This is a genomic window from Nocardia takedensis NBRC 100417, assembly GCF_000308695.1.
GTDB lineage: Bacteria > Actinomycetota > Actinomycetes > Mycobacteriales > Mycobacteriaceae > Nocardia > Nocardia takedensis.
The window spans coordinates 1-21209 of record NZ_BAGG01000028.1; the positions used below are offsets into that span (position 1 = coordinate 1).

The window sequence follows — 21209 nt, forward strand, 5'->3', positions numbered from 1 at the left end:
CCCGCGCCCCCCGCCGCCAGCGCCCGCCCCGCCGCCGATCTGGATCCCGCCGCTGCCCCCGCTGCCGTGGCTGCCGCTACCGGGTGCGCCGCCCGCCCCCTGACCCGCCGCGCGACTCGTTCGACCCGCAGCGTCCCGCGAACCTGCCGCATCCGCGTACTTGCCGCATCCCGGTCCGTGAGCTGTGGCATCCGAGGCCGTGGGCCGCGTGATGCCGGGCTGCGGCCGCTGTGCCGGACTGCGGTCTACCGTCCGTGACCGGGAAAATCGGTGGACGGGGCTGCGATGCTCGAGAAGTGATCGTCGTCCCCGAATTCTTCGCCGAGCGTCTGAGCCGATCCGAGGGTGATCCGGCGCGGGCCTGGCTGGCCCGCCTGCCCGATCTCGTCACCGAGTACACCCGCCGCTGGGCGGTGCGTCTGGACACCGTGACGCCCTGGCACGGGTACGCGGGGATCGCGCTGCCCGGCGTCCGGGCCGACGGGACTCCGGTGGTGCTCAAACTCGGGTACGTCGGGCCGGAGACGCGGGACGAACCTCGCGCGCTGGCGGCCTGGCAGGGTAACGGCGCGGTCCTGCTGCACGACAGCGACATCGCCGAGGGCGCGATGCTGCTGGAACGCCTGGACGAACGGCGCTCCCTGGAAGGGGAGCCGATCGCGGCGGCGGTGCCGATCATCGCGACGCTGCTGCGCAGGCTGGCCGTGCCCGCCCCGGACGGTCTCACCCGTGACCTGCGGGTGGAGGCCGAGCGATGGGCGACGGAACTGCCGCGCGACTGGGAACGGCTGGGCAGGCCGCTGCCGCGTCGCCTGCTCGACGCCGCGGTGCGGGTGTGCCGCGACCACGGGCCGAGCGCGGGCGACCTGCTGGTGAACGAGGACCTGCACTTCGAGAACGTGCTGGCGGGCGCGCGGGAACCGTGGCTGGTCATCGACCCGCAACCGTTGCGCGGCGACGTCGAGTTCACCACTTTGTCGATCCTGTGGAACCGCCGCGACGAATCGACCCTCGACCACCGGTTCGCCGAACTCGTCGCCGTCGCCGGACTCGATCCGGAGCGCGCCCGCGCGTGGACCCTGGTGCGCGCGGTGCAGAACTGGCTGTGGTTCGTCGCCGACGGCATCACCGACGATTTCGGCAGGCCCGCCGTCCAGGCCATCGCCCCCTGGGCGGCCCGGTGAGCGCGATGTGGTGGCGACGCCGCGACCGCCACGTCACCCGCCCGGCGCACGTCCCGTGGCGCGAACGCCGCCGCGCCGCGGTCACCGTCAGCCGCCCACCCAACCGCAACAACCGACCACGCGGACGATGACCGCGCTCAGGCGGGGCGGACCGGCAGGGTGAGTGGTCCGCGGTGCTGGAATCCGCAGCGCCATTCGATGTCGCGCGGGGAGACGGTGAGGGTGGTGGCGGGCCAGCGGGTGAACAGGTGCTCGATGACGGCCGCGGTGATCGTGCGGGCCAGGGCCACGCCGAGACAGGCGTGCGCGCCGTGCCCGAAGCCGAGTTGACGGTTGCGGCGGCGGGTGAGGTCGACGCGGCCGGGGCTGTCGAAGTAGGCGGGATCGCGGTGGGCGGCGGCCAGGCACAGCAGCACGGTGTCACCGGCGCGAATGTCGTAGGGGCCGTAGGTCAGATCCTCGGCGGCGTAGCGGGGGCGGGCCAGGACCTGCGGTGAGACGTAGCGGACGAGTTCGTCGATCATGGGCGGTTTGTTGCGGCCGCGGCGCAGGACCCGGATCTGGTCGGGGCGGGTGAGCAGGGTAAGCACCGACCCGGCGACTACGTCGGCGAGCACCTCGCGCCAGAACGAGAGCAGATAGCAGAGCAGGCCCGCCGACTCCGCGGGGCCGATCCGGTCGCCCGCGAGGAGTCCGCCGAGCGGGGCCTCCGCGCGGTCGACGGCGAGCAGGGCGTCGACCGCCCCCGGGGCGGCGGTCGTCTCGTCGAGCAGTTTCCGGTATTCCGGTTCGGCCAGACCCAGCAGGTCGGCGAGGACGATGTCGGGCAGCGGTTCGGCCAGACATCGCACCAGGTCGACCTCGTCGGCGGAATCGAGGTCGGCGGAGAGGTTTTCGAGCAGGTCGGGCAGACGGCGACCCCATTCGGCCGTGCAGGCCGCGGCTTCGGCGGCGACCGTGGCGCGCAGCCTGTCCTGGGCCTCGGGTGCGGCGGTGAGCAGGGCGTCCAGCGCCGTGGGCGCGGCGCGGTAGTCGCGCCCGCCCGCCCGGTGCGTGTCGGCGGACAGGCGCTGGTCGAGCAGTCCGGCCCGGACGTCGGCGTAGCGGGTGAGCAGCCACGCGGGCCGCCCGTCAGGGGTGCGCACGCGATGGACGCCGCCTTGGCGGCGCAACCTGTCCAGGACGGGCCAGGGATCGGCCGCGAATCCGGAATCGAAGACCTCGAGCACCCTTGGCCTCCATTCGCTTTGTCCGGCAATCGTTCTCGGTGTCACACCGCGCGTATGAAACTACCCGGCGGGACCGACACGTGCCGCACGGGCGTTCGTACCGATCGGTCTGCTCGCGGTCGCGGCCCCCGCGCGTCGCGCCGGGAGTCCCGTCGCCGGCCCCCAGACTGAACGGTCATGGACCAGTTGGTGTTGATGTTCGCGCTGCTGTTCGCCACGATCCTGGCCGAGCCCGCGGCCAGGCGGATCGGCGTCGCGTCACCGGTCCTGATGACGGTGATCGGGTGCGCGCTCGCGCTGGTGCCCGCCGTGCCGCGCATCCACATCCCGCCCGATCTGATTCTGCCGTTGGTCCTGCCACCCCTGCTGTACGCGGCGGCCCGCCGGACCTCCTGGCATCAGTTCGCCGAGAACTGGGGACCGATCGCCCTGCGCGCGGTCGGCCTGGTGATCGCCACGACCGCGGCCGTCGCGGCGGTCTTCCACGCCTGGTACCCGGCGTTGCCGGTGGCCGCGGCGGTGGTGCTCGGCGCCATCGTCGCGCCGCCCGACCCGGTGGCCGCGACCGCGTTGGCGAGTCGTCTCGGGTTGCCCCGCCGCTTGGTGGTGGTGCTCGGCGGCGAGGGCCTGTTCAACGACGCCACCGCGATCGTGGTCTACACGGTGGCCGTGCAGGCCGTGGTGACCGGACAGTTCTCCACGCTGCGCGCGCTGGGGGAGTTGGTGGTCTCGGCGGTGGTGGCGGTCGCGGTCGGTCTGGCGCTGGGGGTGTTCGGCACGCGGTTGACCAATCGACTGGCCGAGGCGTCCTGGCAGGTGGCGTTGAGTCTGCTGCTGCCGTTCGCCGCCTACGGATTCGCCGAGGCGTGGCACGGGTCGGGTGTGCTGGCGGTGCTGGTGTGCGCGCTGTATCTCACCGACGCGGTCACCGAGTTCACCGATCGCGACTACCGCCTGGTCGGTGACTCGTTCTGGGAGATCATCGAGATGTTGTTGAGCGGCTTCGCCTTCGGACTGATCGGTCTGGAGTTGGGGGTGGTGCTGGAGGCGACCGGGGGCGGCCGGCCGAAACTGCTCGGCGTCGCGAGCGCGGTGGTTGCCACTGTCGTCGTGCTGCGCCTGCTCTGGCTGCTGAGCACCTGGGCGGTCGGGCGGACCTGGATCCGCGACCACGACGCCGACGAGCCCTACACCTGGCGCGAAGTCGTGGTGACCTGGTGGGCGGGGATGCGCGGGGTGGCGACAGTGGCCCTGGCACTGGCCATTCCGCTGTTGACCGAGGCGGGCGCGGACTTCCCCGGCCGCACCGAGATCCTCTTCACCGCCTTCGCGGTGGTGCTGTTCACGTTGTTGTTGCAGGGGCCGACCCTGCCGCTGGTGGTGCGCTGGACCGGTGTGCACGCCGACACCGCCGCCGAGCGCGAACTCGAACGGCGACTGTGGGATCGGGTGGTGCGCGCGCAGATGAGCAGGCTCAAGGAGATCGCCGAGACCGAGCACCTGCCCGACGAACTCTACGAGCGGATGCGCGACCAGTTCCGGCAGCGGTACACGCGCGCGGACCCCGAGGCCGCCGACGCCGACGCGCGCGCCCAGATGCTGCGGGACGCGAAGATGGCCAAGCGGTTGCGCGCGATCCGCGCGGAGGTGATGGAGGCCGGCCTGCGGGAGGTGCAGTCCGCGCGCCGGGAACCGGGGATGCCCGCGGACCTGGTCGACCGGGTGACGCGCAGGCTCGATCTGGGCCCGACGAAATAATCCGAAAAAATCTGCCCGAAATTCGGGCCGGGCGGGTTTGGGCCCCGGGGGCCGGGGAATTGCGGTGTGCGTCAGACAACACTCAGCGCAACGGGATTACTCATGATCATACTCATCGGGTTGTTGGTCCTGATCGCCGCGGTCGTCGTCGGTGTCGCCGGAGTCGCGGCGAACTCCGGCGAAGTGCGCACCGACACCAGCGATTTCGGCGTCCTCGACTATCACTTCACCGCCTCGGCGGGTGAGCTGTTCTTCTACGGCATGGCCGTCGGAGCGATCGGCATGCTCGGTCTGAGCCTGCTGCTGCTAGGGGTCTGGCGCTCCTCGCGACGCAACAGCGAGACCCGCCGTGAGCTGCGGCGTTCGCGCAAGGAGGTGGCCGAGGTCAAGCGCAACGCGCCGACCGCGCCTCCCGCTGCCCCCACCGCACCGGCGGCCCCGGCCGCCAAGACCGTCCCGGTCGCCGCCGAACCCAAGAAGCCGATCCCGGCTTCGGCGACGGCCACCACACAGCCCGATCAGAAACCGGTGTGGAGTTTGAACCGGTTCCTGCCCAAGACATCCGCGAATCAGAGCCGACCGACGGCGGACGCGGCCAAGTAACGATCGACCTCGATCGTCGGAAGTAAGGAATGGATCATGATTGTTCTCGGACTGATTCTGCTGATCGTCGGCTGGCTGCTCGGAATCGGCCTGTTGACCACCGCGGGTATCGTCGTCCTGCTCGTCGGCGCGGTGCTGTTCATCGCGGGCTCGGTCGGCCGCCCGGTCGGCGGACGGCGTCACTATTACTGATGCCCGTTCGTAACACGAACTGAAGAACTCGCCTCGCCCCCGGTCGGATCATCCGACCGGGGGCGAGGCGAGTCCGTAGCCCGCGCGGTCTACCGCCGCGCGGTCGAGCAGGTCGGTGATCTCGCGATCGCCGACCTCCTCGAATTCCTGATACCACTGCGAGATCGAGTGGAACATCTCCGGCGTCTCCAGGCAGACGACGTGGTCGACCTCGCCCGCCAGCACCCGGATCGCGCGCGGCGAGCCGACCGGGACGGCGAGCACCACCTGCCGCGCGCCCTGGGCCCGCGCCACCGCGCAGGCCGCCCGCGCCGAAGCGCCCGTGGCCACGCCGTCGTCCACGACGATCGCGATGGCGCCGTCCAGCGGCACCGGGGAATGGGTGGCGCGGAAGCGAAGAGCGCTGCGCAGCAGGTTGTTCCGCGTCTCGGTCTCCACGCGCTCGCGTTCGGTGCGGGAGATGAACGCGCGCCCGAGCACCTCGTCGTCGATGATTCGCACGCCGTTCTCGCCGAGCGCGCCGAAGGCCAGACGCGGTTGGAAGGGCACCGGCAGTTTGCGGACCACGGCGACGTCGAGCGGGGCCCGCAACGCCGCCGCGATCTCCGAGGCCACCGGAACACCGCCGTGGGTGACGCCGAGTACGACCACGTCCTCGGCCGGGAATCGGAGGCCGCGCAGCCGACCGATCAAGCGGCGACCGGCATCGCGGCGATCGTGGAATGGCATGTCGGTCCTCCTCGCTCGAGTACCGTGGTGAATCGGAGCCGCGCCATCGGGACTCGTCGAGAACCCGTACTCTACGCCCCCGGCCGCCCGGACCGCATCGTCGCCGGTGGGCCGCGGGCCACCGCGGAACGGCTCAGATACCGGCCACACCGGCGAGTTGACCGATGCCGTAGGTGACGCACATCGCCAGCGCACCGCCCACGACCACCCGCACCACGGCCCGCGAGCGACGGCTGCCGCCCAGGCGCGCGCTGATCGATCCGGTGAGGGCCAAGGCCACCAGAACAGCGACGAAGGTCACCGGGATGCGCGCGGTCACCGGCGGCGTGAGGATCGCGATCAGCGGCAGCAGCGCGCCGAGGGTGAACGCGACGGCTGAGGACAGCGCGGCCTGCCACGGGTTGGTCAGCGCGCGCGGATCCAGGCCCAACTCGGCTTCGGCGTGCGCGGTGAAGGCGTCGTGCGCGGTCAGTTCCTCGGCGACCTTGCGCGCGGTCTCGGCCGAGAGCCCTTTGGCTCGGTAGATGCCCGCCAATTCGGCGAGTTCGTAGTCGGGGTCCTCGCGCAGTTCCCGGCGTTCCTGGGCCAACACCGCGCGTTCGGAGTCGCGCTGGGTGCTGACCGAGACGTATTCGCCGACCGCCATCGAGATCGCGCCCGCGGTCAAGCCGGCTATACCGGCGGTGAAGATCTCGTCGGCGCCGGTGGTGGCCGCCGCGACGCCGACCACCAGGCCCGCGGTGGAGACGATCCCGTCGTTGGCGCCGAGCACGCCTGCCCGCAGCCAGTTCAGCCGCGAGGCCAGTCCGGTCCCGTGCGGTTCGCGCGGATGCGGAGTTTCCGTAGAATCCACCATGTGCCGCACAGTAGCGGTCGAGGACGGCCCGCGCGGACGGTCACGCGAGTGTCGCGCTAGGGCGAATGCCGGGCGAACCGCCGGTCCGGCACCGGCGGAAGGACCCGGTGCAGCAGTTGCAGTCCGCCCAGCACCGTCAGCGCCGCGACGGCGGTGACGAGATCGCCGAAGGCCAGGGCCGCCAACGCGAAACCGCCGAGCACGGGAACCTCCAGCAGGGCGCAGCGCAGGCGGATCCGTCGCCGGGCCGCGCCCGCGTCGAGTTCGCGCACGCCCGCGTCGATGATCTCCGCCGCGGTGGTCCGGCACACCAGGCCGTCGCCGACCTGGACGAAGCGGTGCACGGCTTCCTCGCGCGTCAACTCGCCGAGCCAAGCCCGATCGATGAGCCGCCTGCCCTCCTCGGCAACCTCTCTGACGGTATCCATCCGATCCTTTCCCCGCCGAACCTCCGGTGCAGTCTAGAACGTCGAGTGGGGTGTTCCCAGCGGTGATTTCGCGGTCTGCGAAGGTGTGTGCGCGAATTCCGGGCGACCGGTCGGCATCTCGCGGCGTTCGGGGTGCTCGTGACCGACGCGCCCCCGGCCGGCATGCTGTGCGGCATGATCGATCTGCGCGGCAAGGTCGCACGATACGGGGTGGTTGTCGCGGCGGGGGCGCTGCTGCTGGCCGGATGCGGTTCCGACGAACACGCGGGGCACGGGAATTCGGCCCCGCCCACCACGGCGCACGAACAACTGCTGCTCACGCCCGAGCAGTTCCCGCAGGGCTCCAAGAAGCTGGACCTGCCCAAGGACAAGGTCCAGTCGGCCGCCGCGGATTTCGCGTCACTCAACGATTCGGCCACCTTCACCCCGCCCGAATGCGCCCAGACCCAGAACAGCGTGGGCGCGGCCACCCAGCAGGTGATCGGCGACTCGACCTTCATCGCCGCCTCCGACGCCGCGGCGGGCGTGATGTACGTGGAGTACCTGTCGCCGCGCCTGGCGGAGTTGGACCGCATCACCGAGGGCAACCGCACCTGCGGCGAGGTCACCTTGACCACCACCGTCGAGGGGCAGAGCATCGAGAGCACGGTGAAGGTCGAGAACAAGACGCCGCCCGCGGCCCTGGACGGGATCGACGCGATCGTCTACCGCTCGACCACCGTGTCCTCGGTCGGCACGGGCAAGCCGATCACGATGACCGACTACATGGGCATCGCGACCCTGCGCGGACTCAGCGTCGCGGTGCGGGTCAGCGCGCTCGACGACAAGGGCGACGAGGACGGGTTCACCAAGGTCTTCACCGACGCGGTGACGAAGGTGCGCGACGCCGCCTAGCGCGTCGCGGCGCGCCGCATCGCGGTCGGGGTGGCGCCCCACCAGCGGCGCGCGCACCGGGTGAAGGTCGCCTGTTCGGCCAGTCCGAGCAGGGAGGCGATCTGGCCCATCGGCATGTCGGTGGTGGTCAGGTAGCGGCGTGCCTCGTGGCGGCGCACGTCGTCGAGGATGGCCGCGAAGGTGGTGCCCTCGGCGGCGAGGCGGCGCTGCACGGTGCGCGGGTGCATCGCCAGCAGGCCCGCCACCATCCCGATCTCGGGCGGCGTGGTGCCCAGCAGCCGTTGCACGGTCGCGCGGATCTGCGGGACCAGCGACAGGTCCGCGGCGTCGGACTGTTCGGCCAGGAAGGCCATGGCGAGTCGGTGCAGGTTCTCGTCGCCGCCGGGCAGCGGACGGTCGGCCAGACTGCTGGGCAGGCGCAGCATCGCCGCCTGCCGTTCGACGCGCACCGGTGCGCCGAAGAATCGTTCGTAGGCTTCGATCGGGCCGGGCGGCCGGTAGGGCAGTTCGACCGAGCGCAGCCCGTACCGGTCCTGGACCAGGCGCTGGATGGCCCGGTGCACGAACCCCAACCCCAGGTCGGTGCCCTGCACCGGACTGGGCATCCCCGGCGCGACGCCGTAGCGCAATCCGATCACCCCGTGATCCCCGTACGGGTCCTCGGCCAGGGTCAACCGCAGCGAGCGGGCGTGCGAGAACAGGTAGCGCTCGGTGCACTCGAGCACGTGCGCCAGCGTCGGCGAATTGCGGATCGCCAGCGCCAGCGGCCCGAGCATGTCCAGGTCCTGCCGGTAGGCGATGCGCAACCCCAGGTCCGGCACCTCCAACCGGTGCGCCGCCAACTCCAGCGCCGCGGCCACCGCCGAATCCGAGATCAGCAGGTCGTCGGCGTCCAGCGCCGCGGCGGGCAGGCCGACCGCGCGCGTGAACTCCTCCGCGTCGCCGCCCAACTCCGCGACGGTCGCGCGGAACCCACGCAACCCGGCCGACCGAATCACCGACATGTCGCCCACGATCGAAGACCGCCGCGGCGAAGTCAAGCGATCGGTGCGCGACGGCGGAAACCCCCGCTCCTGTCGCGCACAGACAAAAGGTTGTCGCGCGGAGTCAAGGCAGCGACCGGAACGCCCTGGAGACTGGGGGTATGACCGAAGCGGGTAGTGGCAGCGACCACCTGGTAAGCGACCATCTCGACGTCGTGATCGTCGGCGCGGGACTCTCCGGGATCGGCGCGGCCTACCGGTTGCAGACCGAATGCCCCGGCAAGCGGTACGCGATCCTGGAGGCGCGCGAGGCGCTGGGCGGGACGTGGGACCTGTTCCGCTACCCGGGCATCCGGTCGGATTCGGACATGTTCACCCTCGGTTACCCCTTCAAGCCGTGGCGGGAGGCCAAATCGATCGCGGACGGCCCGTCGATCCTGCGCTACGTCGAGGAGACGGCCCGCGAGAACGGCATCGACCGCAATATCCGGTTCCGTACCAAGGTCGTCTCCGCGGACTGGTCGAGCGCCGAGTCCCGCTGGACGCTGACCCTGGAGACCCGCGACGCGGCAGGCCACCCCGCGACGACCGCGCTGACCTGCGATTTCCTCTACGCCTGCGCGGGCTACTACAACTACGACCACGGCTACGACCCGGTCTTCCCCGGCATCGAGGACTTCACCGGCGAGGTGGTGCGGCCGCAGTTCTGGCCCGCGGACCTGGACTACGCGGACAAGAAGGTCGTGGTCATCGGCAGCGGCGCGACGGCGGTGACGCTGGTGCCCGCGATGGCCGAACAGGCCGAGCACGTCACCATGTTGCAGCGCAGTCCCACCTGGATCAGCGCCGTGCCGGGCCGCGACAAGCAGGCCGACAAGATCCGCGAGCTGCTGCCGCCCGATCTCGCGCACCGCCTGATCCGCACCAAGAACATCCTGTTCAGCATCGGTTTCTACCAGTACTGCCGTCGCCGCCCGGAGCGCGCGCGCAAACTGCTGACCGGTCTGACCACGCGCATCCTCAAGGACGAGAAACTCGTCGCCGAACATTTCACCCCCACCTACAACCCCTGGGACCAGCGCCTGTGCGCGGTCCCGGACGCCGATTTCTTCAAGGCGATGAAGAAGGGCAAGGCCGAGGTGGTCACCGACCACATCGATGCCTTCGTGCCCGAAGGCATCCGCTTGAAGTCCGGTCGGGTGCTGCCCGCCGACGTCGTGGTCACCGCGACGGGGCTGCAACTGCTGGCCTTCGGCGGCATCACCCCGTCCGTCGACGGCGTTCCGGTCACGCTGTCGGACCAGTTCGTCTGGCAGGGCGCGATGCTCACCGGCGTGCCGAACTTCGCGGTCTGCATCGGCTACACCAACGCCTCCTGGACCTTGCGCGCCGACCTCACCTCCCGACTGGTCTGCAAGATCCTCAACCACATGGACCGCAACGATTACGCGGCGGTGGTCCCGCGCCCGCGCGGCGATCTCGCGGAGCGGCCGCTGCTGGACCTGGCCTCCGGTTACGTGCAGCGGTCCATCGCGGAGTTCCCGCGTCAAGGTGACCGGCACCCGTGGAAGGTTCGGCAGAACTACCTGCTGGATTCGGCCACCACGATGCGGACCGACCTGTCCAAGACCCTCGAGCCGACCAAGCGTTCGGCCACGCGCGCCCCGGTTCCGGCTCGCTGATCAGTCCGGCATCTGCCGCATCTCCAGCAGGGTGAGCCCCAGCGAATCGATGCGGGCCATGATGCCACGCAACGCGACCGGATCGGGGACCGGCCCGTAGAGGGTGGTGACGTCGCCGGGCGCGCGATCGGAGACCGAGAGTTCGGGGAAGGCGGCCACCGCGCGTTCGGAGAGCGTGCCGTCGATGATGAACTGGTACCGGATCGGCGGCATGGACGCTCCTCTCGTTCGCGACGGCGCGGCCGGGCGTGTCCGTCGAGCCTGCACCGTGCCGGGTGGCCGGACCTCACCCGGCGCGGATGAGATGCGCGGCGCGGCTCAGAGCAGACCGATGCGGCGCGCCCGCAGCATCGCGTCGGCGCGGGAGTTGGCGCCGAGTTTGGCGTAGATCGCGCGCAGGTGGGTCTTGACGGTGTTGATCGACACCCCGAGGTCCTGGGCGATCTGCAATGCCGTTCGGCCGCTGGGCAACTGCTCGAGCACGGTCAGTTCGGCGTCGGTCAGCGCGGGGGTCATCGGTTCGGGGCGGGTCGCGGACAGTTCGCGGACCGTCTCGACGAATCCGTTGCGCGGGCCGAAGCGTCCCGCGTGGTCGTGCAGCAGCGTCACCGCGCCCGCCACCTCGAAGAACGGCCGCACCAGACCGTCGGGCGCCGCGATCCGCACCGCCTCGGCGAATCCCTCGTAGGACTTCACCGTCCGGTCCAGGCGGTGGCAGGCGCACGCGTAGAGCAACCATCCGGTGACGGCGGTGTGCGCGGGCAGCATCGCCGCGCGGTCGAGCACCGGTTGCACGAGGTCGAGGGTGTCGAGCGGCTTGTTGTTGGCGTCGGCCACCGCGGCGGCGGCCAGCATCGCCTCGGGGGAGTCGCGCAGCGCGCGCCGCGCGGCCACCACCAGGTGATAGGCGGTGTCGCGTTCGTGTAGTCGCACCAGGATCGAGACCACCGGCAGCAGCAGTCGTCCCGCGATCGGCGGATGCGGCGCCTCGAGCAGCAGTCGTTGGATCTGGGTGTGCAGGGCCAGCGCGGCGGCGTGCTTGTCGGCGGCGTCCTCGAAAGCCAGCAGCAGACCGATGATGTGGGCCTGTCGGCCCGCCATCGGTTCGCTCGCGCCGTCCAGGCCGCGCCGGGTCCGGGCCAGCGCGGCCAGATCCGCCTGCTCGATCGGCAGTCCGCGCAGATGCGCGGCCAGCGCGCGCAACGCGATCGCGTGCACGTGGTCCGGGATGTGCGTGAGACGGTGTCCGACACCGACATCGACGGCCCGCTGCGCGCGGTCGTGCAGCAGCGGCACCGGACCGGTCAGGGCGGAGGCGAGCGCGAGTCGGGTCACGGCACGCAGGTGCAGGCGGTGGTGACCGCCCTGTTCGGCCAGCGCGAGCGCCCGGTGCAGGGTCTGTTCGCCGGGGATGATCGCCCCGGCGCACACCAGCGCGCTGCCCAGTTGCACCGCCGCGTAGCAGTCCAGATCCGGGAGTCCGGTGGTGGACGGCTCGACCGCGTCGACCGCGGTGCCGTCCGGTTCGAGCACCGATTCCCGCACCAGCGCGGACGCGCCGGTCACCGCCGTGGTCACCGCGGTCCGCACGACCTCCAGGCAGGCCGCGGTGACGATCGCCGAGGCCGACCCGGCCCGTGCCCGCACCTGGTCCAGATAGGCCGTCGCCGCCGCGCCGTCCCCGCGTTCCACGGCGTCGACCACGCGCAGCAGCAGCACGAACGCGTCCTCACGCAGGTCCGGTGCGGCGGTGTCGATCCGCTCGAACAGGATCGGGCCGGTCCCGTCGAGTACCACGCGCAATCCGTGGTCGCGCAGGAAGATCGGTAGTCGGGGATGATTCGGTTCGGCGAGCAGGTGCGGCAGCGCCTCGAGCGGTTCGCCGCGGTCGAGGTACCAGCGACCGCAGCGGCGGTGCAGGTCCGGGATGCGCTGCGGGACGGCGCGTTGCAGTTCGGCGAGCAGGTAGGCGCGCAGCATCGGGTGGTAGGAGTACCAGAGCAGGCCCGCGTGCGCGGTGTGCTGCACCGGGAAGTTGATGCGGGCCAGGTCGTCGAGCATCCGTGGGGCCTGCGGGCCGGCCAGTTCCTCGGCGAGCGCGTCGGTGAAGGAGTCGGGAACGCAGGTGGCGAGCAGGAATTCGCGCACGTCGTCGTCCAGGACGTCGATCAGTTCGCCGACCAGGAAGTCCGAGATCGGGTGCGGGGCGTGGGCGAGCATGGCCAGCGCGCTCGCCCGCTGGGAGCCGTGCATGGCGGTGTAGAGGGCCGCGATGCGCACCAGTGCCGCCCACCCGCGGGTCAGCCGTTGGATCGAGGCCACCTCGGATTCGTCCAGGGGGCAGCCGTGTTCGATGAAGACCGTGCCGATGTGCTCGTCGTCGAAGGCCAGATCCTCCGCGCCCAGGCGCACCAGGCGGCCCGCCATGTCGAGCACGTGCCAGCGCAGCGGGGGTTCGTAGCGTCCGGTGACGACGCTGAGCATCGCGGTGGGCGCGTGGTGCAGCAGGTGTTCGAGTCCGGCCAGCGCGAGCGGGTCGGTGAGCAGGTGCGCGTCGTCCAGGACCAGCACCGTGGGCTGCTCGCCCAGATCGCGCACCAGGTCCACGGCCGCGGCGAGCGGGTCGGGGGAGGGCGGGTCGGCTTCGACGGGCAGGCCGAGGCCGGCGCGGATCGTGGCCCACAGGCGGGTGGCGTCGTCCACCGTCTCGTTGACGGTGATCCAGCACGAGCGGGTCCCCGGGTGCTCCTCGAGGTGTCGGCGCAGCCAATCCGCGGCGAGCACGGTTTTCCCGCTACCTGCCGGCGAACACAGCAGGACGCTGCGTCCGGCGGCCGGGAGGACCGCGCGGTCCAGCCGGTCGTGGCTCGCGCGCAGCACCAGCGGGGTGAACAGCGGCGCGGGGATGCCGCCGGCCCGCGCGGTGCCCGTGAGCACTGCCGGAGTGGGAACTACGTGGAGTCGCCGCGATGAGTGCACCTGAGCCTCCTCGGCCTTGTTCGGCCCGTACCGCTTCGCCGCTCGCCGTCTGGTGTCGGGGGGTCTGAGCATACCGACCGAACGGTGTTCTTTGGTGCGCAGCAAACGAACCGCGACTCATCCGAAATGGATGACGATCCCCGCCCGCCCACCGACCTACCGTCGGAGCGCCGCAGCGGACCGGAGAAGGTGGCCGATGCCCTCGTCGAGAAGATCACGCACCGCCGTCACGGTCCCCGCCCTGACACCGACCTCCTGGGCCATCCCGCGCGGACTGATCGTGCTGCTGGCAGGCGCCGGGGGCGTGGTCGCCATCGCGGGCATGAAAGGCGCGGCGGGCCTGCTCGGTCCACTGTTCCTGGCGCTCATGCTCACCATCGCCGTACAGCCCATCCAAACCTGGGCGCGCCGCCGCGGCTGGCCCGCCTGGGCGGGAATGGGCGCGGCCTTCCTCGCCGTCCTGGCCATCGTGCTCGGCATGATCGCGATGCTGGTGGTCTCGGCCGCCCAACTCGCCACCGAACTGCCGCAGTACACCGATCGCCTCGACGACCTGCTCGGCAACGTCCGGGACCTGCTCGCGGACTTCGGCGTCTCCGAGGACCAGATCCAGAACCTGCTGAGCCAGATCGACGTCGGCAAACTCGTCACCGCCCTCGAAGGCGTGCTCAGCGGACTGCTCGGCATCTTCTCCAACCTGTTCTTCGTGCTGGCCCTGCTGCTGTTCATGGCCTTCGACGGCATGTCGATCGGGCGCAAACTCGAGATCATCGGCCGCGAACGCCCCGAGATCGCCTACGCGCTGGACGCCTTCGCCCACGGCACCCGCACCTACCTGCTGGTCTCCACCGTGTTCGGCCTGATCGTCGCGGTCTTCGACGGCGTCGCGCTGTGGCTGCTGGGCATACCGCTGCCGCTGCTGTGGGCCCTGCTGTCGTTCATCACCAACTACATCCCCAACATCGGCTTCGTCATCGGACTGCTGCCGCCCGCGCTGCTGGCCCTGCTCGACGGCGGGCTGTGGCCGATGATCTGGGTGATCGTGGTCTACAGCGTCATCAACTTCGTCATCCAGTCGATCATCCAGCCCAAATTCGTCGGCGACGCCGTCGGCATCAGCGTCACCATGACCTTCCTGTCGCTGGTGTTCTGGACCTGGGTGATCGGCGCGCTCGGCGCGATCCTCGCCGTCCCGTTGACGCTGCTGGTCAAGGCCCTGCTGCTGGACATCGACCCCGCGACCCGCTGGGTCAACATCCTCATCGCCGAGAAGGCGCACGACCCGCCGGGAGATCACCCCCAGCGGGTGAGGTCACCGCTACCACCGTCGGACTGAGATTGACCCACGTTCTTCTCCGCGGAAGGGAATGACAATGACGACTCAGAAACCGGAAACCGGAAGCCCGGTCCGCCAAGGGCTCGCGGCAGGCACGTCCATCGGCGCGGCGATCCTGCTGCTCACCGTCGGCGTGCTGTCGATCTTCGAGGGCATCTCGGCGGTCGCCGAGGACGACCTGTTCGTCGTCGGCCCCGAGTACATCTACCAGTTCGACACCACGGGCTGGGGATGGATCCACATCGTGCTCGGCGCGATCCTGATCATCTGCGCGCTCGGGCTGATGACCGGCAGCACCTGGGGCAAGGTCGCCGCCATCATCATCGCGGCGCTGACCATCATCGCCAACTTCCTGTCGCTGCCCTACTACCCGTGGTGGTCGATCCTGATCATCGCCCTGAGCATCGTGGTGATCTGGGCGGTCTCGACCTGGCATCCCGACCGGATCTGACCGCGTGCGCCGAGCCCGCCGGGTCCGACCCGGCGGGCTTCGCGCTGTCCTAGCGCCCACCCAACACGGTGACTGGTGGACTGGGGCCGGGTCGATCGAGAACCCGCATCCTCACCGAAAGGGCCACCGGACATGGCACAGAAACGAACCCGCGGCGCGCGCGTGGCGTTGGCGCTCGGCGCGATCGCGGCCGCGGCACTGCTCGCACCCGGCACGGCGGCGGCGCAGCCGGGACCGCACGGCAAACTGATCGAGACCGACTGCACCTTCGCCCAGATCGACGCCGCCCTGCACGCCACCGCGCCCGATTTCGCGGCGCGACTGGACGCCCACCCCGGCCGCAAGGCGAAATTCGCCGAATTCTTCGCCCTGCCCGTCGAGCAGCGCCGCGCCCGTGTCGAGCAGCGCTTCGCCGAACATCCCGACGCCCGACAGAAGTTCGAGGAGCGGCGCGGCGAGGGCAAGGCGAAGATCCTGCGCGAGACCCTCGACACCCTCGCCGACACCTGCCACAACTACTGACCGGGCGGGCGGGCGGCGACACCGCCCGCCCCGCGCACGTCCGGGTCCGGCAGCGTGACCGTCACCAGCAGGCCGCCCTCGGGACGGGCCAGCGCGCGCACCGCACCGCCGTGCGCGACGGCGACCGACCGCACGATCGACAACCCCAGTCCGGCGCCGCGCCCGCGCGCCGCCGGATCGGCGAGGCGTTCGGTCGCCGCCAGTCGCCGGAACGGCTCGAACAAGCCGTCGACCTCGTGCGGCGGGACCGGCGGACCGGAATTCTCGACCTCGAGAACCGTCGCCCCGTCGCGCGCGCCCACCCGTACCGCGAGCCACCCGTCCTCGGGGCTGTTGTAGCGCACGGCGTTGTCGACCAGGTTCTGTGCCAGCCGTTCCAGCAGCACCGGGTCGCCCACCGCCGCGGCCGGACCGATCGCCGCGCGGACCGCCACACCGGCACGCGCGGCGTCGGCGTCCGCGACGGCGAGTGCGCGCCGGGCGATCTCGGCCAGATCGACCCGCACCCGCGTGGTCAACCGCTGCTCACTGCCCGCCAGCACCAGCAATCCGTCGATCAGCGCCGCGTGCCGCCGGTTCACCTCCAGCAGGGTCGTGCCGAGCGAGCGCAGCGCGTCCGGCGCGTCCGGATCGTCCATCGCCACCTCGATCAGCGTGCGGTTGATCGTCAGCGGGGTGCGCAGTTCGTGCGAGGCGTTGGCGACGAACCGGCGCTGCCCGTCGAAGGCGCGGTCGAGGCGTTCCAGCATGGCGTCGAAGGTGTCGGCGAGTTGCCGGATCTCGTCGTCGGGACCGTCCAGGGCGATGCGTTCGTGCAGGCTGCGATCGGCGACCCGGCGCGCGGTCGCGGTGATGTGTTGCAGCGGGGCCAGCGCCCGCCCGGCCAGCGCCCACCCGAAACCGCCCGCCGCGATGCCGACCGCGCCCAGACACACCAGCGACCAGACCAGCATCGCCTCGAGGGTGTCGCGGCGGTCCTGTTCGACCTGCGCGGTGACCGTCTCGTAGATGTCGGCGCGGTCGCGCGCGCCGAATCGGGCCAACTGTTCGCGGATCAGCACCCGCACGCCGGTGCCGCCGCGCCGTTGCAGCGACTGGTCGAGGAAGAAATACATCAGCGCCACCAGCAGCGCGCCCGCGAGGAAGAACGCCCCCGCGTAGAGCAGGGTCAGGCGCAGGCGGATAGTCGGTCGGCGGCGGAGGGTCGGGCGGCGGGGCATCGCGGTCACCGGATGCGGTAGCCGACACCGGCTTCGGTCTCCACGACCGGCGGATCGCCCAACTTCCGGCGCACCATCATGATCGTGTAGCGCACGACCCCGGTGAACGGGTCGGTGTGTTCGTCCCACGCCTTCTCCAACAGGTGCTCGGCCGACACCACGCCGCCGTCGGCGCGCAGCAGTTCGGCCAGCACCGCGAACTCCTTGCGCGAGAGCGGGACCGGCGCGCCGTCGCGGGTGACGGTGCGCCGGTGCGGGTCGAGTCGGATGCCCGCGCGATCCAGCACCGGGGGAGCCGCGGGTCGGGACCGGCGGCCCAGCGCCTGCACGCGGGCCACCAGTTCGGCGAAGGCGAACGGCTTGGTGAGGTAGTCGTCCGCGCCGAGGCCGAGACCGGCCACCCGTTGGGCGACCTCGGCCGCGGCGGTGAGCATCAGAATCCGCGATTCGGCGCCGGATTCGGTCAGGGTGGTGCAGACCGCGTCGCCGTGCACGCCCGGGAGGTCGCGGTCGAGCACGACGACGTCGTAGTCGTTGACCGCGGCCCGTTCCAGCGCGGCCGTGCCGTCGTAGACGACATCGACGGCCATCGCGCGGCGGCGCAACCCGCCCGCGATCGCGTCGGCCAGCAATCGTTCGTCCTCCACCACCAGTACCCGCACGGCACCATCCTGCCGGGCGCGGCTGTTGGTTCGGTGTGAGTTTCCGGTGGATCGGTTCAGTCCAGGTGGGCGCGGTCGTCGTAGGCGAGCAGGCGGAAACCGGACTCCGTGCGCGACCAGGAGGTGAGCGAGGCGTTGCCCGCCAAGCCGTCGGCGGCGATCGCGAGGATCTCGGCATCGGAGTGGTGTTCGAGCAGGTGGCGCAGCATCAGCACCACGGCGTCGTGGGCCATGATCAACACCGTGCGGTGGCGGGTGTCGCGGTCGACGCGGTCCACCACGGCGCGCAACCGGTCGGCGACGTCGCGGAAGGATTCGCCGCCCGGCGGTCGGTAGCCCAGCGGGTCGGCGGCTTCGGCGGCGGCTTCCTCGGGGTGGTTCGCCCGCACGACCGAGGCCGGGAGGTGCGAGTGGTCCCCGCGGAATCGGTCGTACAGGCGCGGATCGGTTTCGACGTCGGGCAGCGGGACCCCGGCCGCGGCCAACTGTTCCTCGGCGATCCGCCACGTCCGGCGCGCCCGCGGGTAGGGCGAGCACAGCACCCAGTCCGGCCGTCGGTCCGGCGCGAGGGCGGCGAGTCGGACGCCGAGCGCCGCGGCCTGGCTCGCCCCGAGGTCGGTGAGCGCGATGGCCATGTCGTCGGCGTCGGCGGGTGTGGCGGGGCGCAGACCCGCGTTGGTGGTGCTCTGCCCGTGCCGCGCCGCGTAGAGCAGGTCGACGGTGCCCGCGTGACGCGGGCGCGTATCCGGGATCTCGGTGGCGCTCATATCCGTAGGACGTCCGCGCGCGCCGTTCGGTTCCCGCGCCGGATCGGGTCCGGTGTGACGGACGCGATGCTAGGTTTCTCACTGAAACAGGTTCTAGTTCGGAGGTGGAGCCCGATGAAGGTCAGCACCGCGATATACGGGCCCGGCGATGCCGTGCGCCGCACCGCCGCGCTGCGCGAGATGGGCGTGCGCGGCGTCTTCACCTTCGAGGGACCGCACGACGTCTTCACCCCGCTGACTTTGGCCGCCACCGTCGGCGGCATGGACCTGCTGACCAATGTCGCGATCGCCTTCCCGCGCAACCCCATCCACCTCGCCCACCAGGCCAACGACCTGCAACTGCTCGCCGAAGGCCGCTTCACCCTCGGCCTCGGCACCCAGATCCGCCCGCAGATCGAGAAGCGCTTCGGCATCGAGTTCGGTCGCCCCGCCCGGCGCATGGCCGAACTCGTCGGCGCGCTGCGCGCCATCTTCGACCGCTGGAACAACGGCACACCGCTGGATTTCCGCGGCGAGTACTACCGGCACACGCTGATGACCCCGATGTTCGACCCCGGACCGAACCCGTTCGGCCCGCCGCCGATCCACGTCGGCGCGCTCGGCCCGATCATGACCCGCACGGCCGCGCGGGTCGCCGACGGACTGCTGGTGATGCCCTTCAACTCCGGTCGCTACCTGCGCGAACGGGTCATGCCCTCGGTGCTGGAGGGTCTGGCCGAGAGCGGACGCGACCGCGCCGCGTTCACGGTGGTCCCCGAGGTCATCGTGGCCGTCGCCGCCACCGACCGGGAACGGGAACAGGCCGACGCCGCCGCCCGTCGTCTGCTCGGCTTCTACGGGTCCACCCCCGCCTACCGCCCGGTCCTGGACCTGCACGGCTGGGGCGACCTGCAACCCGAACTCAACGCCCTGACCAAACAGGGCCGGTGGACCGAATTGGCCGGCCTGATCGACGAGGAGATCCTGTCCACGCTGGTCGCGCGCGGCACCCCCGCCGAGGTCGCCGCCGACATCCGCGCCCGCGTCGACGGGATCTGCGACCGCGTCTGCTTCTACCAGCCCTACGCGCCCGCCGACGACACCCTCGCCGCGCTCGTGGGACATCTGCGCGACTCCTGATCGACGGCGAGGTCGCCGGAATCCGGCGCTACCGTCTCGTGCCGGACGGAAGCAGACCGGACTATCGCGGTGCGGACGGGCGGGCGGTGGTGTCGCCTTTGTCGATCGCGCCCTCGATCTCGTCGAGCGCGGTGCGGATGAGGGCGCCGTAGTCGTCGTCGGGCAGTGCGGACAGGTGGGTCCTGGCGGCGGCGAGTTCGCGGTGGGCGGCGGTGAACGAGCCGAGGCGGCGGTAGTTGTCGGCGAGGTTGAGGTGCAGGGACGGGTAGAAGCCGCGCTCCCGCAGTCCCGGATGGTGGGCTTCGGTGCGCTCGTCGGTGAGCGCGTGGGCGGCGTCGAGGGCGCGGACGTCCCAGGCCAGTGCTTCGGCGGGGTCGTCGTGGAGGTCGGCGAGGTGGTGGGCGAGAGTGCAGCGGTGCAGCGGATCGCCGAGCGGCCCGAGTTCGGCCCAGAGCCGTTGGAGTCCGGCCCGTCCTCCGTCGCGGTCGCCGCCGCGAGCGCGGGTGACGGCTGCGGTGATCGCGTCCATGGTCGCGTCGGTGGTGGTCACGGTTCTCCTTCGGCAGTGGGGGACAGCGGGATGGTCGTCAACGCCTGCGGGGCATGACGAGCGTGGTGAGGTCGCCGTCGGTGGCGGAGCGCACCACGACCGGTTGATCGGCGGCGGCCAGGTCGAGCATGACGTCGGGACCGAGCGCGCCGGTGACGGCGGCGGCCAGACTCGAAGGGCTGAACGCCACCTCGAGGAGCGGGCCGCTGCCGGACACCGGGATTCGGACGTCCCCGAACACGACGGCGTCGGCCCCCACCGCGCACGGCGCCGGATCGTCGGCTCCTTCGAGCACGTCGAGCAGGGCGGCGCGGTCGATCACGACGCGTGTGCGCACGGGGGCCAGGGCCGCGAGCATGCCGCGATAGTCGGGGAATTCGCCGTCGACGCGGGCGCAGTCGGCGGTCAGGTCGCCGCCGCGCACGGTGACGGCGTGCTCGGCGGGGATCAGCGTGACGGTCTCGCGGCGGCGCAGGCGTTCTCGCAGGCCGGCGAGGTCGTCGGCCCGGACGACGGCCTGCCATCCGTGCTCGGTCGGCGGGCCGCTGATCGAACGGGTCGAGAGGCGGTAGCGGTCGGTGGCGGTGAGCGTGAGCGTCCCCGCCGCGACCTCGAGCAGCACTCCCGTCAGCACCGGGATGGCGGGATCGCGGGACGCCGCGCCCACCACCTGACCGATCGCCTCGGCGAGCACCGCGCCGGGCACGGTGACGCCGCCCGCGCCGAGGACCTGTTTGACGGCGGCGGCGACCGAGGCGGCCTGTTCCGCGCGTCGGTTCAGCGTCCGGACGTGGTCGTCCAGGATCGCGGCGGCGGCGTGTGGATCACCCGCCAGGATCTCGGCGACGGCGTCGAGCGGCAACCCGATCTCGCGCAGTCGCCGGATCAGGACCGCGCGTTCGCACTGCGCGGGGTCGTAGTAGCGGTAGCCGGTGACGGGGTCGACGCGGGCGGGGATGAGCAGTCCGCCGTCGTCGTAGAACCGCAGCGCGCTGGCGGTGAGTCCGCTGGCGCGCGCCACGGCGCCGATGGTGATCAGCGGGTCGGTATCGGTCACCGGCTCAG

The 21209-nt window shown here is 71.3% G+C and carries 22 protein-coding genes; 10 read left to right on the forward strand and 12 right to left on the reverse strand.

Features of this window, described 5'->3' with window-relative positions; all coding sequences use genetic code 11:
* The first annotated feature begins 296 nt into the window (after nucleotides 1-296).
* Nucleotides 297-1184 (forward strand): aminoglycoside phosphotransferase family protein, encoded by an 888-nt coding sequence (locus tag ON30_RS06165; RefSeq protein ID WP_040704831.1) that lies wholly within the window; start codon nucleotides 297-299, stop codon nucleotides 1182-1184.
* Nucleotides 1185-1321: 137 nt separating this feature from the next.
* Here the strand turns inward: ON30_RS06165 and ON30_RS06170 are convergent, their stop codons facing one another.
* On the reverse strand, nucleotides 1322-2413 hold the full coding sequence (locus tag ON30_RS06170; protein ID WP_040704832.1) for a cytochrome P450: 1092 nt from the start codon (nucleotides 2411-2413) through the stop codon (nucleotides 1322-1324).
* A gap of 177 nt (nucleotides 2414-2590) precedes the next feature.
* On the opposite strand from ON30_RS06170, the gene ON30_RS06175 reads away from it, so the two are divergent.
* The 3 genes from ON30_RS06175 to ON30_RS40025 all read left to right on the forward strand — a co-directional run bounded on the left by ON30_RS06175 (nucleotide 2591) and on the right by ON30_RS40025 (nucleotide 4966).
* Nucleotides 2591-4171: a Na+/H+ antiporter gene (locus ON30_RS06175; RefSeq protein WP_040704833.1), complete on the forward strand. Its 1581-nt coding sequence runs from the start codon at nucleotides 2591-2593 to the stop codon at nucleotides 4169-4171.
* Between the two features lie 102 nt (nucleotides 4172-4273).
* Entirely contained in the window at nucleotides 4274-4774 is a 501-nt protein-coding gene (locus ON30_RS35900; protein WP_051028982.1) for a hypothetical protein, read from the forward strand.
* A 36-nt stretch (nucleotides 4775-4810) separates the two neighbouring features.
* Nucleotides 4811-4966 (forward strand): DUF6131 family protein, encoded by a 156-nt coding sequence (locus ON30_RS40025; protein WP_085999280.1) that lies wholly within the window; start codon nucleotides 4811-4813, stop codon nucleotides 4964-4966.
* Nucleotides 4967-5014: 48 nt separating this feature from the next.
* On the opposite strand, the gene ON30_RS06185 is transcribed toward ON30_RS40025, so the two are convergent.
* From ON30_RS06185 to ON30_RS06195, 3 genes are all read right to left on the reverse strand, one after another.
* On the reverse strand, nucleotides 5015-5695 hold the full coding sequence (locus ON30_RS06185; protein WP_040704834.1) for a phosphoribosyltransferase: 681 nt from the start codon (nucleotides 5693-5695) through the stop codon (nucleotides 5015-5017).
* 133 nt (nucleotides 5696-5828) lie between these two features.
* Nucleotides 5829-6551 carry a VIT1/CCC1 transporter family protein gene (locus ON30_RS06190; protein ID WP_040704835.1) on the reverse strand — a complete coding sequence of 241 codons (723 nt, stop codon included), beginning with the start codon at nucleotides 6549-6551 and terminating at the stop codon, nucleotides 5829-5831.
* A gap of 56 nt (nucleotides 6552-6607) precedes the next feature.
* Complete coding sequence (locus ON30_RS06195) at nucleotides 6608-6979, reverse strand: hypothetical protein (protein WP_157183623.1); 372 nt, start codon at nucleotides 6977-6979, stop codon at nucleotides 6608-6610.
* A gap of 138 nt (nucleotides 6980-7117) precedes the next feature.
* On the opposite strand from ON30_RS06195, the gene ON30_RS06200 reads away from it, so the two are divergent.
* Nucleotides 7118-7873 carry a hypothetical protein gene (locus ON30_RS06200; RefSeq protein WP_157183624.1) on the forward strand — a complete coding sequence of 252 codons (756 nt, stop codon included), beginning with the start codon at nucleotides 7118-7120 and terminating at the stop codon, nucleotides 7871-7873.
* On the opposite strand, the gene ON30_RS06205 is transcribed toward ON30_RS06200, so the two are convergent.
* Nucleotides 7870-8877 carry an AraC family transcriptional regulator gene (locus ON30_RS06205; RefSeq protein WP_040704891.1) on the reverse strand — a complete coding sequence of 336 codons (1008 nt, stop codon included), beginning with the start codon at nucleotides 8875-8877 and terminating at the stop codon, nucleotides 7870-7872. The genes ON30_RS06200 and ON30_RS06205 overlap by 4 nt on opposite strands.
* A gap of 140 nt (nucleotides 8878-9017) precedes the next feature.
* Here ON30_RS06205 and ON30_RS06210 point away from each other — a divergent pair, with 140 nt between their 5' ends.
* Nucleotides 9018-10538: a flavin-containing monooxygenase gene (locus tag ON30_RS06210; RefSeq protein WP_051028983.1), complete on the forward strand. Its 1521-nt coding sequence runs from the start codon at nucleotides 9018-9020 to the stop codon at nucleotides 10536-10538.
* Here the strand turns inward: ON30_RS06210 and ON30_RS06215 are convergent, their stop codons facing one another.
* Nucleotides 10539-10751, reverse strand: a complete 213-nt coding sequence (locus ON30_RS06215) for a DUF8691 family protein (protein WP_040704838.1) — start codon at nucleotides 10749-10751, stop codon at nucleotides 10539-10541.
* 105 nt (nucleotides 10752-10856) lie between these two features.
* Nucleotides 10857-13475, reverse strand: a complete 2619-nt coding sequence (locus tag ON30_RS06220) for a winged helix-turn-helix domain-containing protein (RefSeq protein WP_040704839.1) — start codon at nucleotides 13473-13475, stop codon at nucleotides 10857-10859.
* 238 nt (nucleotides 13476-13713) lie between these two features.
* Between ON30_RS06220 and ON30_RS06225 the strand changes: the two genes are divergently transcribed.
* The 3 genes from ON30_RS06225 (at nucleotide 13714) to ON30_RS06235 (ending at nucleotide 15826) form a co-directional block, all read left to right on the forward strand.
* Nucleotides 13714-14853, forward strand: a complete 1140-nt coding sequence (locus tag ON30_RS06225) for an AI-2E family transporter (protein ID WP_040704840.1) — start codon at nucleotides 13714-13716, stop codon at nucleotides 14851-14853.
* 31 nt (nucleotides 14854-14884) lie between these two features.
* Complete coding sequence (locus ON30_RS06230) at nucleotides 14885-15304, forward strand: DUF7144 family membrane protein (RefSeq protein WP_085999282.1); 420 nt, start codon at nucleotides 14885-14887, stop codon at nucleotides 15302-15304.
* Nucleotides 15305-15436: 132 nt separating this feature from the next.
* Nucleotides 15437-15826 carry a hemophore-related protein gene (locus ON30_RS06235; protein ID WP_051028984.1) on the forward strand — a complete coding sequence of 130 codons (390 nt, stop codon included), beginning with the start codon at nucleotides 15437-15439 and terminating at the stop codon, nucleotides 15824-15826.
* On the opposite strand, the gene ON30_RS40330 is transcribed toward ON30_RS06235, so the two are convergent.
* From ON30_RS40330 to ON30_RS40340, 3 genes are read right to left on the reverse strand one after another with little or no spacing between them, the layout of a single operon-like run.
* Entirely contained in the window at nucleotides 15820-17046 is a 1227-nt protein-coding gene (locus ON30_RS40330; RefSeq protein WP_051028996.1) for a sensor histidine kinase, read from the reverse strand. The genes ON30_RS06235 and ON30_RS40330 overlap by 7 nt on opposite strands.
* Nucleotides 17047-17051: 5 nt before the next feature.
* On the reverse strand, nucleotides 17052-17708 hold the full coding sequence (locus tag ON30_RS40335) for a response regulator transcription factor (protein WP_040704842.1): 657 nt from the start codon (nucleotides 17706-17708) through the stop codon (nucleotides 17052-17054).
* Nucleotides 17709-17764: 56 nt separating this feature from the next.
* Nucleotides 17765-18475, reverse strand: coding sequence for a histidine phosphatase family protein (locus ON30_RS40340; protein ID WP_051028985.1), 711 nt, complete (start codon nucleotides 18473-18475; stop codon nucleotides 17765-17767).
* Between the two features lie 114 nt (nucleotides 18476-18589).
* On the opposite strand from ON30_RS40340, the gene ON30_RS06255 reads away from it, so the two are divergent.
* Nucleotides 18590-19594: a TIGR03617 family F420-dependent LLM class oxidoreductase gene (locus ON30_RS06255; protein ID WP_040704843.1), complete on the forward strand. Its 1005-nt coding sequence runs from the start codon at nucleotides 18590-18592 to the stop codon at nucleotides 19592-19594.
* A gap of 61 nt (nucleotides 19595-19655) precedes the next feature.
* Here the strand turns inward: ON30_RS06255 and ON30_RS06260 are convergent, their stop codons facing one another.
* Both ON30_RS06260 and ON30_RS06265 read right to left on the reverse strand, forming a co-directional pair.
* Nucleotides 19656-20144, reverse strand: coding sequence for a hypothetical protein (locus tag ON30_RS06260; protein ID WP_040704844.1), 489 nt, complete (start codon nucleotides 20142-20144; stop codon nucleotides 19656-19658).
* 37 nt (nucleotides 20145-20181) lie between these two features.
* On the reverse strand, nucleotides 20182-21201 hold the full coding sequence (locus ON30_RS06265; protein WP_040704845.1) for a DNA polymerase III subunit beta family protein: 1020 nt from the start codon (nucleotides 21199-21201) through the stop codon (nucleotides 20182-20184).
* Nucleotides 21202-21209: the final 8 nt, after the last annotated feature.